This window comes from Noviherbaspirillum sp. L7-7A (genome assembly GCF_019052805.1).
Lineage (GTDB): Bacteria > Pseudomonadota > Gammaproteobacteria > Burkholderiales > Burkholderiaceae_D > Noviherbaspirillum_A.
Map to the genome: position 1 here is coordinate 1,677,402 of NZ_JAHQRJ010000001.1, position 15,176 is coordinate 1,692,577.

Consider the following 15,176-nt stretch of genomic DNA (forward strand, 5'->3'; position numbering starts at 1 on the left):
GAAACGCGCCGTCTCTGGAACGCAATGGCGCGCAGCCGGTCAGTACTGTTCACCCTACAGAGGAGCGATGCATGCCACACCAGACCGAACAGCCCGGCGCCGACGGCCAGACAGGATGGAACTGGCTGACGCATCCGCCAGGACTGCGCACACTTGCGGCGCTGCTGGAGTCGACCTGCGGCGAAACCCTGCGCCAGCCGCGCCCGCAATTCGGGCTGGCTGGCATTAGCCTGGAAACTGACGAAGGCAGCGTCACGGTGCAGGAAGAACTGGTGCTCGATGCGCCGTTCGGGCGGCTGCTGCGCTTTCGCGCCGGCGCACTGAACGCGCCGCCGCTGCTGCTGGTGGCGCCGATGTCGGGGCATGCGGCGGCCCAGTTGCGCGATACCGTCCTGGGCCTGCTGCCGCATTACCAGGTGCACGTCACCGACTGGGCCGATGCCCGCGACGTGCCCCTGTCGGCCGGCGCCTTCGGCATGGACGACTACATCGATTACCTGCTGCGCTTCATGCGCGCCATCGGGCCTGGCGCGCACCTGGTGGCGATCTGCCAGTCCTGCGTGCCGGCGCTGGCGGCGGCGGCCCTGCTGGCGGAAGACGACGATGCCGCCCAGGCGCGCAGCCTGACGCTGATGGCGGGGCCGATCGACGCCCGCATCAACCCCAGCCCGGTTAACCGCTTTGCGACCGGGGCGCCGCTGGACTGGTTCGAGGATGAGCTGATCAGCGTCGTACCGGCGCCGCTGCCGGGTGCCGGCCGCCGGGTCTATGGCGGCGCCATGCAGCTGGTGGCATCGGTCGGCATGGAACAGCGGCGGCGCCTGACATCGGTTGCCGCCGGCCTTGCCGATCCGCTGGTCTTTTGGCGGGCGATGCTGGAATTGGGCAGCGTCATGCCTCGGCAACAGCCGGTGCTGGATCTGGCGGCCGAGTTCTATCTGGATAATCTGCACGAGGTATTCCAGCGCTGCGCGCTGGCCCGCGGCGTGCTGCGCCACCGCGGCCGTCCGGTGCGTCCGGAACGCATGCGCCACGGCACGCTGCTGACGGTGGAGGCGGTGTCAGACGAGATTTGCGGCGCCGGCCAGACCCGGGCGGCGCACGCGCTGTGCACTGGCCTGCCGGCCGCCGCGAAGCGGCATCTCGACGTTGAAGGTGCCACGCACCGGGATGTGTTTTCCGGGACGTGCTGGCGCGAGCAGGTACTGCCCGAGTTGCACCGCATGCTGGCCTCCCTGCCGCCCAAGGCACGTCGAGCATCCGCCTAGCGCTGGCAGCGTGCGCTGGCGCTGGCCGCCACCCGCACCTGCATCTGCACCTGCACATGCACATGCATCGGTGTCGGCCCGATGGGCGCCGACACGCCTTTTCTGGAAATCATCATGCAACAGGCGAAGGCATCGCCTGGAATGATTGGCGAAAACGCAGGGCAAGGATGCGCGGAAAGCTCAGGGCTCGCCCGCCGCCTGGCCGGCGATCTGCAGGATGGCGCGCACCCGGCGGGTGATGGTCCAGCAGACGATCACGGTCACCGCCAGGCCGAGGGCGAACAGCAGCAGCTTGAGCGGATGCCACAGGTCGGCCATGCCGTCCATGCTCATTGCATATCCCGCAGTGGCCAGCGAGACGTTGACCGTGGTACCCGGAACGATGCCCAGCAGCGTGGCTGGCAGGTAATGCCGGAACCGGATGCGGGTAATACCAAAGAAATAGTTTTGCAGATTGAACGGCAGGACCGGACTGAGCCTGACCAGGCCAACGATGCGCCAGCCGCCTTCGCTCACCGCACGCTCGAAAGCGCGCCATAGCAGGCGGCGCTGGATCACGGCCTGCACCTGGCTACGCAGCAAATGCCGGGCGATCAGAAAGGAGATCGACGCGCCGGTGGTGGCTGCGGCCAGTGCCAGCGGCAGTCCCCACATGCCATAGGCAAGGCCGGCCAGCAGCGCCAGCATGGAGCCCGGCACCAGTACCACCACCGCCAGAATATAGAAGAGAAGGAATACCGCCGGCCCCCAGAATCCGAAGCTGTCTATCCATTCCTGGACGCGCCTGAGCGCAGCGACGGGGGAAGCAAACAGCAGCCAGAAGGCCAGTGCTGCGAAAAGCAGCAGGAGCAGGATCGCGCGTCCTATGGTGCGTCGTCGTCGCCCGTCCATGATGCTTCATCCTGCTACCTTCGTTCGGTGAACGACTGATTGTCGCTCAAAAGCCGGCGCGTGGATGATCCATCATGTGAATATTTATGCGCTGCTTACCGGGTGACAAGAACCGCTGGCCATGCCGCAAGGCCGGCCGTGCCGCCGGCATGGCGCACGCTTCCTTCACTGCTGCGACAAGGCATTGCGCAGATGGGCCAGCGCGTCCTCATTGGTGCGTTCGAAGCGCAGCGGCGTGACTGCGATGCCGCCGGCCCGCACCACGGCAGTTTCGGTGTCGGGGGCATTCTCCACGGCTTCACGGTGGAACTGCAGCCAGTGGTAGGTGAGGCCGCGCGGATCGGTGCGCGGCACCACATTGATGCCCTTGACCAGCCCGACGCCCTGCCGCGTCAGCGCCAGCGGCCCGACCTCGGCCGGCGCCACGTTCGGGAAATTCACATTCAGGCAGGCATGAATGTCCCAGCCGGCCGCATACAGCCGGCGGATCACGTCCGGCGCCACCTGGCGCGCCGTGTCCCAGCGCACAGCGGCCGGGTCGCCGAAGGTCTGGCTCAGGGCAATCGATGGAATGCCGAACAGCATGCCCGTCATGGCCGCGCCAACGGTTCCTGAAAACACGGTTTCCACGCCAAGATTGGCGCCGCGGTTCACGCCAGACAGAATGAGTTCGGGCAGGCTGTCCTGCATCAGGTGGCGCACCGCCATCACGACGCAGTCGCCGGGCGTGCCGGAAATGCCGAAGCGCCGTTCGCCGCGCCGGCTGTAGCGCAAGGGCTGATGCAGGCTGATCGAATGGGACGTGCCACTCTGGTCATGTTCCGGCGCCACCACCCAGACTTCGGATGCCAGCGTGGCAGCCACCTGTTCAAGCACGGCCAGGCCGGGTGCGTCGATGCCGTCGTCGTTGGTAAGCAGGATGCGGTTGACGATGTGGCCGCCGGTTCGGGATGCTTCGGGAGGAAAATCGGGGATGGAAGACAAGATGAGCGCCTCGCGGAAAGGGACAATGCAGGAACAGGGGCAGCGCCAGGCCGCCGGCGCGTTCACGCCAGTGTAGGGCTCTTTCGGCCTGACGAGTTTGACGATACCGGCCAAACCGTCCTGGTCAGTGCGATGCGTCCTTTTCCATAGCGGCGCGATGGTGGGTCGCCACCGTTGCAGGTCGCGTCTGCGACTGCAGGTAAAGGGCAATGCCCTGCAAAACCCCTGTTTATCCTTGTTCCAGAATCAATCGACGTCGATCCCGCCCGAGCCAGCCGGACGCGAAAGCGCCCCGGCTCCGCGGCGACCCGCTACGCCGCAGCTTGCGCATGCCGTGCACGAACCGGCAAAATCCGCTGTCTTCAAATAGTGCCCGCTACTTGCGTACGCCTATACTGCCGCCCATGGATCTCTATACCCTGCTCCGGCGCCTGCCGCGCGCCTGCTATCTCGTCATCGCGCTGACACTCTATCTGCTGCTGCTCTGGATGGGCGGACAGGAAACCACCGTGACCCACCTGCCGGGCCGCGATGGTTTCAGCAAGGTCTACCATGTGGTGTTCTACGGCGGCTGGTGCGCGCTCCTATGGCTGTCGATGCGGCGCCCCAGCCTGCTGATGGCGGTTGGCCTGACCATGCTGGCCGGGGCCGGCGATGAATTCCACCAGTCCTTTCTGCCTTTCCGCGAAGCCAGGCTGAGCGACGTCCTGCTCGACACCGTTGCCGCCACCGTTTGCGCGCTGATCATGTCCGCCCTGGCGCGGCGCACTGCTTCCCGGTAAATGAGTGAGGGTGCCCGACAGGGCATGCAGCAACGCAAGCCCGGAGCGCTTCAGCGCAGCCGGGCCAGCCCCCAGCCGGCCTTCTTCCTGACCACTTCATGCATGCCGTTCTCGCGCCGCCATTCGGCGCCGCACAGCCTGCATACAAAATATTCGCCGCCGCTGGTGCGGGCCTTCGCAGACTGCATATAGCCACGCCGGCCCAGGCTCATCAGTGCGGCATGCTCGTGTCCACCTTGCTGCAGCGCGCTGCATGCAGTACACATCGTCATGTCGTCATTCTCCCCATACAATCACGGTCCGATTGCCGCAGCGCGCAAGAGTTCACGCAAACAGCGTCATCCTTGCGACGGCCTCAGCCGGGCGAAGCACGATGATGGCCTTGCTCCAGCATGCCGATGGCGATCCGGCGGGCTGCCTGCTCGGCTTCCTGCTGGCTGGAAAAATGGGTCTCGACCGCTACCCGCTGGGAAGGCACCACCGGCTGGCGGTGCATCGGATTGCTGGATGGGCCATAGATTTCCACCCAGGCGGTCCAGCCTTCGCTTTCGGCCAGATGCACGCCGGAATACTCGATCTCGTAGTCACCAATCTGCTCGGTGGGCATCACGGCTCCCATCGCATCCGTCAGGAAGGTTCATGTTAAGACCTTGCGCCGTTTTTGCATCCCCAGAATGCAGGTCAGGCGACCGATATCAAGAGTGCGGCGACTAATGCCCTTTCACCCTCGACGGCGCAAGCGCGAGGCCGTTCATGGCGCTGCGACTGCGGTGCTATCATCCCGTCTCTTCATTCTGATGCCGTGACCGCGATGCAAGATCCCACTGCCTATTACAACGCCCAGTTCAACGCCCGCGCCGCCGTGCCCGACCATGCCCGCATCTTTACCCGCTGGCAAAAGGACTCGGCCCATGTGCGTCGCACCCATGCCGGCCTGCTTGACCTGGCATATGGCGAAAGCGCGGGCGAGCGGCTGGACCTGTTCCCGGCAAGCAAGCGTGGCGCGCCGCTGCTGGTGTTCATTCATGGCGGCTGGTGGCGCTCGCTGGACAAGTCCGACTTTTCCTTCGTCGCCCCCGGCTACCTGCGCGCCGGCTTCAATGTGGCGCTGACCAACTACACCCTGGCGCCGACGGCCTCGCTGGAGGAAATCACCCGTCAGCAGTTGCGCTCGCTTGCCTGGCTGTATCGCAATGCCGAGCAATACGACATCGACCCCGGCCGTATCGTGGTGGCCGGCCACTCCGCCGGCGGCCATCTGTCGGCGATGATGCTGGCGGCACAGTGGCCGCGCTTTGCCGACGACCTGCCGGCCGACCTGGTGCGCGGCGGCGTGCTGCTGTCAGGCCTGTATGACCTGACCCCGCTGCAGCATGCCGACTATGTGAATGTTGATCTGAAACTGAAGACGGAACACATCGGGCCGCTGTCGCCGGCCTTCATGCCGCAGGCCACCGACGCGCCGTTCGTGACGGCCGTGGGCGGGCTGGAGTCGGAGGAATTCAAGCGCCAGAATGCGCTGATCGGGTCGGTCTGGAAAGACAGGCTGATGGCGGATGTGGCGCTCCCGGATCGCAATCACCTGACCATCTGCGACGCCTTTGCAGCACCCGGCGATCCGCTGTTCGATGCCACCGTGACGCTGCTGGAAAGCCTGCGCGCCGCCTGATTGCATTTTCAGGCAAGGGCGGCGGGCCCTTTGCGCTCAGCCGCCGTAAGCGTAGGTGAAGCGTCCGCCCTGGATGCGGCCCATCACCCGCGAGCGCTGGTCCAGGCCGACATGGTCGCGGGCATTCATGTTGATCACGCCCTGAGGCACGGTCAGCTCGCGGGTGTTTTCCAGCGCGGCGCGCAGCGCGGCGCGGAATTCCGGCGTGCCGGGCCTGGCGCTCTTCAACGCTTGCGGCACTGCGTTGGCGATCAGCATCCAGGCGCCCCAGGCGTCGGCCGCGAACTGGGTCACTGTGCCCTCGCCATAGGCGGCCTCGTAACGGCGGGTGAAATCCATCGCCACCTTCTTCACCGGATTGTTTTCCGGCAGCTGTTTGGCCACCACCGCCGGGCCGGTTGGGAAGAAGGTGCCTTCCACATCCTTGCCGCCCACTTTCAAAAATTCCAGGGTCGCAATGCCATGTGTCTGGTAGATACGGCCCTTGTAGCCCCGCTCCACCAGGGTTTTCTGAGGCAGCACCGCCGGCGTCGCCGAACCGGCCACCAGCACTGCATCCGGCCTGGCCGCCATGATCTTCAATACCTGGCCGGTGACGCTGGTGTCGGTGCGGGCGAAACGCTCGTTGGCGACGATCTGCAGTTTGCGTACCTCGGCCAGCTTGGAGAACTCGCGCCACCAGCCTTCGCCATAGGCATCGGCAAAGCCGATGAAAGCCACCGTTTTGATGCCGTTGTCAGCCATGTGCTGCGTCAGGATGGTGGTCATGTGGGTGTCGTTCTGCGGCATCTTGAAGGCCCAGGCGCGGCGCGCGTCCTGCGGCTCGACGATCGATGCCGACGCCGCCAGCGCCACCATCGGCGTCTGCGACTCGGCCAGCGCGTCCAGCATCGCCAGCGCATTGGGCGTGGTATTGGGGCCGACCACGATGTCGACCTTTTCCTCGGCGGTCAGCTTGCGCAGGTTGCGCACCGCGTTGGTGGTGTCGGACGCATCGTCGAGGATGATGTATTCCACCTTCTGGCCCGCCACTTCCCTGGGCCACAGCAACATCGCATTGCGGGTCGGCGCGCCGATCGCGGCCGCCGGGCCGGTAGTGGAAATCGTGACGCCCACCTTGATCTGGGCATGGGCGGACTGGGCTACCAGCACGGACAGCGAAATGCAGGACATGCCGGCGAACCAGCGGAAAAGTTTGGATTGCATGATTGTTCCCGTTGTTGTTGTGTCGGATGGAAATTCAGCGGCTCAGCGCTTCGAAAATTCAGCGGCTGAGCGGCGGCTCGCCCTGCACCACTTTCTGGTCGATGGCGCCGAAGATGGACTTGCCGGCGGCGTCGCGCATGTCGAGGCGGATGTTGTCGCCGAAACGCATGAAGGGCGTGGTCAGCTCGCCGCCCCCGATCATTTCCAGGGCGCGCTTCTCGGCAATGCAGGTGTAGCCGCGCCGCGCATCCTTGTTCGATACCGTGCCGGAACCGATGATGCTGCCGGCCCGTACATTGCGCGTTTTGGCCAGGTGCGCAATGAGCTGCGGGAAGCTGAACACCATGTCGTCGCCGGCGTTGGGCTGGCCGACCAGGTCGTTGTTCCAGGTTGCGCGCAGCGGCAGGTGGATGCGGCCGTCGCGCCAGGCCGGGCCGAGTTCGTCGGGCGTGACCGCCACCGGCGAGAACGCGGTGGCCGGCTTGGACTGGAGGAAACCGAAGCCCTTGGCCAGCTCGGCCGGGATCAGGTTGCGCAGCGACACGTCATTGACCAGCATCAGCAGCCGGATATGGCCAGCGGCCTGCTCGGGCGTGGCGCCCATGGGCACGTCGTCGGTGATTACTGCCACCTCGCCTTCGAAGTCGATGCCCCAGTCTTCCGACATGACCACGATGTCGTCGGTCGGGCCGATGAAGTCGTCCGAGCCGCCCTGGTACATCAGCGGGTCATGCCAGAACGACTCCGGCATCTGCGCCGCCCGCGCCCGGCGCACCAGCTCCACATGGTTCACATAGGACGAGCCGTCGGCCCACTGGTAGGCACGCGGCAGCGGCGCCATGCAGTTGCGGGCATCGAAATCGAAGGCGCGCACTGCGCGGCCGGCATTGAGCTGCTCATACAGTTCGGCCAGCTGCGGCGCCATGAACTGCCAGTCGTCGAGCGCGCGCTGCAGCGTTGGCGCAATGGCGTCGGCGATGGCGACGGTCTTGAGGTCACGCGAAACGACGGCCAGCTGGCCGTCGCGGGTGCCGTCCTTCAGGGTGGCTAGCTTCATGTGAAGGAATCTGGTGAGGGTTGACGTGCAGGGCGGCATTATAACGGCAAGCCTGGGCGGGCCGCGGCCACGGCGCGTAGTGAGTGATCAGTTTGGCCGCCGGCCGGTATCGGGCCAGGCGCTGCGTTCACAGCGCCCGCTCACCTGCTCTCATGTCGCCAGAAGCTTCCCAGGCGGCCGGCGCGTCACAACTCATACATCGCCTGCTCGCCGCTGATCACCTGGTCGATCAGCTTGCGGTTGAGCGTGGGCGTCATCAACTCGATGAAGGTATAGACATAGCTGCGCAGGTAGGCGCCCTGCTTCATCGCCACCCGCGACACATTGCTGCCGAACAGGTGCCCGGCCGAGATGGCGCGCAGGTTGCGGTCGCGCTCGGGGTCAAAGGCCATGCCGGCGATGATGCCCACGCCCATGCCCAGCTCGACATAGGTCTTGATCACGTCGGCGTCGATCGCCTCCAGCAGAATGTCGGGCTTCAAGGAACGCAGCGCGAAGGCATGGTCTATCTTGTTGCGGCCGGCGAAGGCAGCGTCATAGGTAATGAGCGGATAGGTGGCGATTTCCTCCAGCGTCAGCGGCTTGGCCCGCAGCAGCGCATGATCCGGCGGCACCACCACCAGGTGTTCCCACTGGTAGCACGGCAGCGAAATCAACCCGTCGACGTCGGCGATTGCCTCGGTGGCGATTGCAAGGTCCGCCTGGTCGTTGAGCACCATCTCGGCGACCTGGCGCGGATTGCCCTGCAGCAGCGATAGCCTGACCTTGGGAAATTTCTGCGCAAACTGCTGCACCACCCGCGGCAGCGAATAGCGTGCCTGGGTATGGGTTGTGGCGATGGTGAAGCTGCCGCTGTCCTGCGCCGCAAATTCCTTGCCGATGCGCTTTAAGCTCTCGATCTCCTGCATGATCATTTCCACCGACTTCAGCACCGCCCTGCCCGGCTCGGTCAGTCCGCGGATGCGCTTGCCATGCCGCGTGAAGATGTCCACGCCCAGTTCCTCTTCCAGTTCGATGATGGCCTTGGAGACGCCGGGCTGGGACGTGAACAGGGCCTTGGCCGCCTCGGTCAGATTGAAATTCTGGCGGACCGCCTCGCGGACGAAGCGCAATTGATGAAGGTTCATGGGGGCAGGAAGTCGGGGTAAAAGCGCAGGATGAAAGCGAAATGCATATTACGCATATGCATATAAGCAAATGAATACTATGTCGTTGTGCATGAGCGCGAAGTTTATTACGATTCCGGCTCGTTTGTGCGGGGGCTTATGACTTTAACGTATGTAGGATCGGGATTCGCGGTGGGACTGCTGGTCGGGCTGACAGGCGTCGGCGGCGGCTCGCTGATGACGCCCTTGCTGACCCTGCTGTTCGGCATCAATCCGGCGGTCGCGGTCGGCACCGACCTGGCCTTCGCCTCCGCCACCAAGACTGCCGGCACCTTTGCCCACCGTTACCACGGCAATGTCCACTGGGACATCGTCAAGCGCCTGTGCCTGGGCGCGCTGCCGGCCGCGCTGCTGGCCACGCTGGCGCTGAAGTATTTTGGCGCGCTGGACAAGGAAATCGGCCAGTTCATCCGTTATTCCATTGCCGTTTCGGTACTGCTGACCGTGGTGGCGATACTGTTCCGTACCCGCATGCAGAACTGGATGAATGCCCACCCGAACCGGCAATTGCAGGGCAATGCGCTGGTCGTGGGAACCATCGTCTCCGGCGCGGTACTCGGCACATTGGTTACAATATCGTCCATTGGCGCCGGAGCTGTCGGCGCCACTCTGCTGGTTCTGCTGTATCCGCGCTTGAAGCCCGCCGAAATCGCCGGCACCGATATCGCCTACGCCGTACCACTGACCGCCATTGCCGCCATCGGCCACTGGTGGCTCGGGTCCATCAACTGGGAACTGCTCGTGATGCTGCTCTTGGGTTCGGTGCCTGGGATCACCCTGGGTTCGCTGGCTGCGCGGGCGGTGCCTGAACGTGCGCTGCGCGGCCTGCTGGCCGTGACGCTGACCGGGGTAGCAGCCAAACTGGTGCTCTGAACGACGCCCTCATTAAGGATAGACCATGTATCGCTACGACCAATACGACTTCCAGATCGTCAAGGAACGCATCGCGCAATACCGTGACCAGGTGCGGCGTCGCCTGTCCGGCGAGCTGGCCGAAGATGAATTCCGCCCGCTGCGCCTGCAGAACGGCCTTTACCTGCAACGCCATGCCTACATGCTGCGCGTGGCCGTGCCCTACGGCCTGCTGGCGTCGAAGCAGATGCGCATGTTTGCCGAGATTGCCAGGAAGCATGACCGCGGCTACGGCCACTTCACCACCCGCCAGAACATCCAGTACAACTGGATCACCCTGGAGGAAACCCCGGAGATCCTGGAAAAGCTGGCATCGGTCGAGATGCATGCCATACAGACCTCGGGCAACTGCATCCGCAACATCACCACCGACGAATACTGCGGCGTGGCCGCCGACGAGATCGTCGACCCGCGCCCCTACGCGGAAATCATGCGCCAGTGGAGCACCTTCCACCCGGAATTCGCCTACCTGCCGCGCAAGTTCAAGATCGCCTTCAACGGTTCCATCGAGGACCGCGCCGCCACCGCCGTGCATGACCTGGCCTTCACCGTGGTGAAGAACGAGGCCGGCGAAGTGGGCTTCCGGGTGATGGTCGGCGGCGGCATGGGCCGCACGCCGATACTCGGCAGCGTGATCCGCGAATTCCTGCCGCGCGACCATCTGCTGACCTATACCGAAGCCATCATGCGGGTCTACAACCAGTACGGCCGCCGCGACAACATCTACAAGGCCCGCATCAAGATCCTGGTCAAGGCCATCGGCGCCGAGGAATTCGCGCGCCAGGTCGAGGAAGAATGGACCGACATCAAGGACGGCCCGAGCACCCTGACCGACGCCGAATTCAACCGCGTGGCCGCCTACTTCGCGCCGCCGGCCTATGAGTCGCTGGAAGACGGCGGCGCCGCGCTGGCCGCGCAGCAGGAGGAGAACAAAGCCTTCGCCAGCTGGATCAACCGCAACGTGAAGCCGCACCGCGTGCCGGGCTATGCCATCGTCACCCTGTCGCTGAAGAAGACTGGCATTCCGCCGGGCGACATCTCGGCCGAGCAGATGGACTTCGTGGCCGACCTGGCCGACCGCTACAGCTTCGGCGAACTGCGCGCCACCCACGAGCAGAACCTGGTGCTGGCCGACGTGAAGCAGAGCGAGCTGTTCGCGCTGTGGCAGGAAGCCAAGGCCCATGGCCTGGCAACGCCCAACCTGGGCCTCTTGACCGACATCATCTGCTGCCCCGGCGGCGACTTCTGCGCGCTGGCCAATGCCAAGTCGATCCCGATCGCGCAGGCCATCGCCGAGCGCTTCGACAACCTCGACTTCCAGCATGACATTGGCGACATCGAGCTCAACATCTCGGGCTGCATCAATGCCTGCGGCCACCACCATGTCGGCAACATCGGCATCCTGGGCGTGGACAAGGACGGCGCCGAGTGGTACCAGGTGTCGCTCGGCGGCGCCCAGGGCAACGAGAGCTCGATCGGCAAGATCATCGGACCGTCGTTCTCGGCGCACCAGATGCCCATCGTGATCGAGCGCATCCTCGAAGTCTATGTGCGCGAGCGCACCGAGGACGAGCGCTTCATCGATACCGTGCGCCGCATCGGCGTGGCCCCATTCAAGGAATACGTGTATGCGACCCCGATCAAGGCGCATCACAACGCAGGAGAAGACGCATATGCGTGACATCATCAAGGACCGCCAGATCGTTGCCGACGACTGGCAGGTCGTCAAGCTCGCCGAAGGCGAAACCGCTGAATCGGTTGCGATTCCCGAAGGCCGCGTGATCGTGCCGCTGGCCGTATGGCAGGCCCGCCGCGACGCGCTGAAAGCGCGTGGCGACGTGGCCGTCTGGCTGGCCAGCGACGAACGGCCGGAAGCGCTTAAGGAAGACGTGGCAACGCTGCCGCTGATCGCCGTGGACTTCCCCAAGTTCGCCGACGGCCGCGGTTATTCCATCGCCTACAACCTGCGTGCCCGCCTGGGCTTCACCGGCGAGCTGCGCGCCATCGGCGACGTGTTGCGCGACCAGCTGTTCTACATGCAGCGCGTGGGCTTCAATGCCTTCGCCACGCGGCCTGACCGCAGCATCGAGGATGCATTGAAGGGTTTGACCGATTTCTCGGAAGCCTACCAGGCATCATGGGACCAGAAGATGCCGCTGTTCCGCCGTGCCGATCGCGTAGCCGAGGCAGCGCAGAAATGATCTCCGCCGACTACGACGGCCTGGTCGCGGCCACCCGCGCGACCCTGGAGCGGATCGCCGCCGACTTCACGCCCGCGGTGTTCGCTTCCAGCCTCGCGGCGGAAGACATGGTGCTGACCGACCTGATCCTGCGCGCAAAGCTGCCGATCGGCGTCTTCACGCTGGAGACCGGTCGGCTGCATGCGGAAACCCTGGGCATGCTGGACCGCATCCGCGAAGTCTATGGCTATGAAGTAGAGGCCTACAGGCCGGACACGGCGGCGGTCGACGCCTATGTGCAGCAGAACGGCCTGAACGCTTTCTACGACAGCGTGGACATGCGCAAGGAATGCTGCCGCATCCGCAAGGTCGACCCGCTGAACCGGGCGCTGGCCGGCAAGAAGGCCTGGGTCACCGGGCAGCGCCGCGCCCAGTCCGCAACCCGCTCCGACCTGCAGGTGCAGGAAGACGACGTGGCGCACGGCATGGTGAAATTCAATCCCCTGGCCGACTGGTCGGAGGAGGATGTCTGGCACTACATCCGCAGCAGCAACGTGCCCTACAACCCGCTGCATGACCGCGGCTATCCGTCGATCGGCTGCGAGCCCTGCACCCGCGCCATCGCGCCCGGCGAGGATGTGCGCGCCGGCCGCTGGTGGTGGGAAAACCCGGAGTCCAAGGAATGCGGACTGCACGTGGTCGACGGCAAGCTCATCCGCATCAAGCAAATCGCATAACGCTGTACAACGTTGAATAACAGTAGGACCACCATCATGAACACAGCAGTCGAACATTTCCTGACCGACGCCGCAGCCAACCGCCACCTGGACTGGCTGGAGTCCGAAGCGATCCACATCATGCGCGAAGTCGCGGCGGAGTGCAGCAATCCGGCGCTGCTGTTCTCGGGCGGCAAGGACTCGGTCGTGCTGCTGCGCATCGCGGAGAAGGCATTCCGCCCCGGCCGCTTCCCGTTTCCGCTGGTGCATATCGACACCGGCCACAACTTCGAGGAAGTCATCACCTTCCGCGACAAGCGGGTGGCCGAACTGGGCGAGCGCCTGATCGTGGGCTCGGTGGAAGACTCGATCAAGCGCGGCACCGTGCGCCTGCGCAATCCGCAGACCGACTCGCGCAACGCCGCGCAGGCAGTGACGCTGCTGGAAACCATCGAGAAATACAAGTTCGACGCCTGCATCGGCGGCGCCCGCCGCGACGAGGAAAAGGCGCGCGCCAAGGAGCGCATCTTTTCCTTCCGCGACGAGTTCGGCCAATGGAATCCCAAGGCCCAGCGGCCGGAACTGTGGGACCTGTATAACACCCGCGTCCATCCCGGCGAGAACATGCGGGTCTTCCCGATCTCGAACTGGACCGAGCTCGACGTCTGGCAATACATCGCCCGCGAGAAGCTGGAACTGCCGCCGATCTACTTCGCGCACGAGCGCGAGGTGATCCCGCGCAACGGCCTGCTGGTGCCGCTGACCGACCTCACCCCGCCGCGCGAAGGCGAGCAGGTGGAAACGCGCACCGTGCGCTTTCGCACCGTGGGCGACATCTCCTGCACCTGCCCGGTCGCCTCCGACGCCGCCACGGTGGACGCCATCATCGCCGAGACCGCCGTCACCCAGGTCACCGAGCGCGGCGCCACCCGCATGGACGACCAGACCTCGGAAGCCTCGATGGAAAAACGCAAGAAGGAAGGATATTTCTGATGAACGCCCCGGTAGTACAGCCAGAACAACAAGCGCAAGCCGCGCAAAGCCCATCGCAACAGACCGAGCGCGGCCTGTTGCGCTTCATCACCGCCGGTTCGGTGGACGACGGCAAGAGCACCCTGATCGGCCGCCTGCTGTTCGACAGCAAGGGCATCTTCGCCGACCAGCTCGACGCGGTATCGCGCTCGCGCCACAAGCGCACCGTGGGCGACACCATCGACCTGTCGCTCTTGACCGACGGCCTCGAAGCCGAGCGCGAACAGGGCATCACGATCGACGTGGCTTATCGCTACTTCGCCACGCCCAAGCGCAAGTTCATCATCGCCGACACGCCCGGCCACGAGCAGTACACCCGCAACATGGTGACCGGCGCGTCCACCGCGGACGCGGTGATCATCCTGATCGACGTCTCCAAGGTCAAGCTCAATGACGACGGCAGCGTCGACCTGCTGATCCAGACCAAGCGCCATTCCACCATTGCCCACCTGCTGCAGATCGAGCATGTGGTGGTGGCGGTCAACAAGATGGACCTGGTGGACTACGACCAGACCGTGTACGACCGCATCGTTGCCGCCTACCAGGCATTTGCGCAGCAGCTGGGCCTGAAGGATATCCGTCCTATCCCGCTGTCGGCGCTGGCCGGAGACAACGTGGTGACCCGCGGCGAAAGGCTGTCCTGGTACCAGGGCCCGACCCTGATCGAACTGCTGGAATCGCTGACCGTGTATGACGAGTCGCATGAGGATCCGCTGCGCTTCCCGGTGCAGCTGGTGGCGCGTCACGATGGCCACCAGGCCAACGACTTCCGTGGCTACATGGGCCGCATCGAAGCCGGCAAGGTCAGCGTCGGCGACAAGCTGGTGGTGCAGCCGGGCGGCCAGAGCGCGACCGTGAAGGACATCGTCACGCTGGATGGCTCGCTCAAGAGCGCGGCCGTGGGCCAGTCGGTCACGCTGCTGCTGAACGAGTACCTGGACATCAGCCGCGGCGACATGCTGGCTTCGGCCGAGCGGCCCGCCACGCTGCTGAAGTCCGTAGAAGCCGACATCTGCTGGCTGTCGGAAGAGCCGCTGGACCTGCGCCGCAAGTACTGGTTGAAGCACACCACCCGCCAGGTGGCGGCGCGCGTGACGAAGATCGACAGCCTGCTCGACATCAACACCCAGGAACGCCATGCCGGCGATGCCGTCGGCCTGAACGGCATTGCGCGGGTCACGCTGAACGTGGCGCAGCCGCTGGCGGCCGACAGCTACGACCATATCCGCGCCACCGGCGCCTTCATCCTGATCGACGAGGTCAGCCATCAGACGGTTGCGGCCGGCATGATACGGCTGGCCTGATCTCAAGCG

16 protein-coding genes are annotated in these 15,176 nt (G+C 64.8%); 9 read left to right on the forward strand and 7 right to left on the reverse strand.

Annotation, left to right across the window (positions count from 1 at the left end):
- Positions 1-71: 71 nt before the first annotated feature.
- A complete protein-coding gene (gene phaZ / locus KTQ42_RS07595; protein WP_217344957.1) occupies positions 72-1,268 on the forward strand; it encodes a polyhydroxyalkanoate depolymerase in 1,197 nt (398 codons plus the stop codon).
- 180 nt (positions 1,269-1,448) lie between these two features.
- On the opposite strand, the gene KTQ42_RS07600 is transcribed toward phaZ, so the two are convergent.
- The gene (locus KTQ42_RS07600; protein ID WP_217344958.1) at positions 1,449-2,159 is read right to left on the reverse strand and encodes a VTT domain-containing protein; all 711 of its coding nucleotides are present in this window, start codon (positions 2,157-2,159) and stop codon (positions 1,449-1,451) included.
- 165 nt (positions 2,160-2,324) lie between these two features.
- Positions 2,325-3,134 carry a 5'/3'-nucleotidase SurE gene (gene surE / locus KTQ42_RS07605; RefSeq protein ID WP_349292166.1) on the reverse strand — a complete coding sequence of 270 codons (810 nt, stop codon included), beginning with the start codon at positions 3,132-3,134 and terminating at the stop codon, positions 2,325-2,327.
- A 413-nt stretch (positions 3,135-3,547) separates the two neighbouring features.
- On the opposite strand from surE, the gene KTQ42_RS07610 reads away from it, so the two are divergent.
- Positions 3,548-3,925: a VanZ family protein gene (locus KTQ42_RS07610; RefSeq protein WP_217344959.1), complete on the forward strand. Its 378-nt coding sequence runs from the start codon at positions 3,548-3,550 to the stop codon at positions 3,923-3,925.
- A 50-nt stretch (positions 3,926-3,975) separates the two neighbouring features.
- Here KTQ42_RS07610 and KTQ42_RS07615 read toward each other — a convergent pair whose 3' ends face one another.
- Both KTQ42_RS07615 and KTQ42_RS07620 read right to left on the reverse strand, forming a co-directional pair.
- Positions 3,976-4,197, reverse strand: coding sequence for a hypothetical protein (locus KTQ42_RS07615; RefSeq protein WP_217344960.1), 222 nt, complete (start codon positions 4,195-4,197; stop codon positions 3,976-3,978).
- Between the two features lie 83 nt (positions 4,198-4,280).
- Positions 4,281-4,532 (reverse strand): hypothetical protein, encoded by a 252-nt coding sequence (locus tag KTQ42_RS07620; protein ID WP_217344961.1) that lies wholly within the window; start codon positions 4,530-4,532, stop codon positions 4,281-4,283.
- Between the two features lie 204 nt (positions 4,533-4,736).
- On the opposite strand from KTQ42_RS07620, the gene KTQ42_RS07625 reads away from it, so the two are divergent.
- On the forward strand, positions 4,737-5,594 hold the full coding sequence (locus KTQ42_RS07625; protein ID WP_217344962.1) for an alpha/beta hydrolase: 858 nt from the start codon (positions 4,737-4,739) through the stop codon (positions 5,592-5,594).
- Positions 5,595-5,630: 36 nt separating this feature from the next.
- On the opposite strand, the gene KTQ42_RS07630 is transcribed toward KTQ42_RS07625, so the two are convergent.
- The 3 genes from KTQ42_RS07630 to KTQ42_RS07640 form a co-directional block, all read right to left on the reverse strand.
- Positions 5,631-6,800 carry an ABC transporter substrate-binding protein gene (locus KTQ42_RS07630; protein WP_217344963.1) on the reverse strand — a complete coding sequence of 390 codons (1,170 nt, stop codon included), beginning with the start codon at positions 6,798-6,800 and terminating at the stop codon, positions 5,631-5,633.
- Between the two features lie 58 nt (positions 6,801-6,858).
- On the reverse strand, positions 6,859-7,857 hold the full coding sequence (locus KTQ42_RS07635; RefSeq protein WP_217344964.1) for a fumarylacetoacetate hydrolase family protein: 999 nt from the start codon (positions 7,855-7,857) through the stop codon (positions 6,859-6,861).
- 185 nt (positions 7,858-8,042) lie between these two features.
- Positions 8,043-8,984, reverse strand: coding sequence for a CysB family HTH-type transcriptional regulator (locus KTQ42_RS07640; RefSeq protein ID WP_217344965.1), 942 nt, complete (start codon positions 8,982-8,984; stop codon positions 8,043-8,045).
- Between the two features lie 138 nt (positions 8,985-9,122).
- Here KTQ42_RS07640 and KTQ42_RS07645 point away from each other — a divergent pair, with 138 nt between their 5' ends.
- The 6 genes from KTQ42_RS07645 to KTQ42_RS07670 are packed head-to-tail and all read left to right on the forward strand — an operon-like array spanning position 9,123 to position 15,167.
- Positions 9,123-9,896 carry a sulfite exporter TauE/SafE family protein gene (locus KTQ42_RS07645; RefSeq protein WP_217344966.1) on the forward strand — a complete coding sequence of 258 codons (774 nt, stop codon included), beginning with the start codon at positions 9,123-9,125 and terminating at the stop codon, positions 9,894-9,896.
- Positions 9,897-9,921: 25 nt separating this feature from the next.
- On the forward strand, positions 9,922-11,616 hold the full coding sequence (locus KTQ42_RS07650) for a nitrite/sulfite reductase (RefSeq protein ID WP_217344967.1): 1,695 nt from the start codon (positions 9,922-9,924) through the stop codon (positions 11,614-11,616).
- The gene (locus tag KTQ42_RS07655; protein ID WP_217344968.1) at positions 11,609-12,136 is read left to right on the forward strand and encodes a DUF934 domain-containing protein; all 528 of its coding nucleotides are present in this window, start codon (positions 11,609-11,611) and stop codon (positions 12,134-12,136) included. The genes KTQ42_RS07650 and KTQ42_RS07655 overlap by 8 nt, the downstream gene beginning before the upstream one ends.
- On the forward strand, positions 12,133-12,852 hold the full coding sequence (locus KTQ42_RS07660; RefSeq protein WP_217344969.1) for a phosphoadenylyl-sulfate reductase: 720 nt from the start codon (positions 12,133-12,135) through the stop codon (positions 12,850-12,852). Before KTQ42_RS07655 ends, KTQ42_RS07660 begins: the two co-directional genes overlap by 4 nt.
- Before the next feature lie 36 nt (positions 12,853-12,888).
- Positions 12,889-13,824: a sulfate adenylyltransferase subunit CysD gene (cysD, locus tag KTQ42_RS07665; protein WP_217344970.1), complete on the forward strand. Its 936-nt coding sequence runs from the start codon at positions 12,889-12,891 to the stop codon at positions 13,822-13,824.
- Entirely contained in the window at positions 13,824-15,167 is a 1,344-nt protein-coding gene (locus KTQ42_RS07670) for a GTP-binding protein (protein WP_217344971.1), read from the forward strand. The genes cysD and KTQ42_RS07670 overlap by 1 nt, the downstream gene beginning before the upstream one ends.
- Positions 15,168-15,176: the final 9 nt, after the last annotated feature.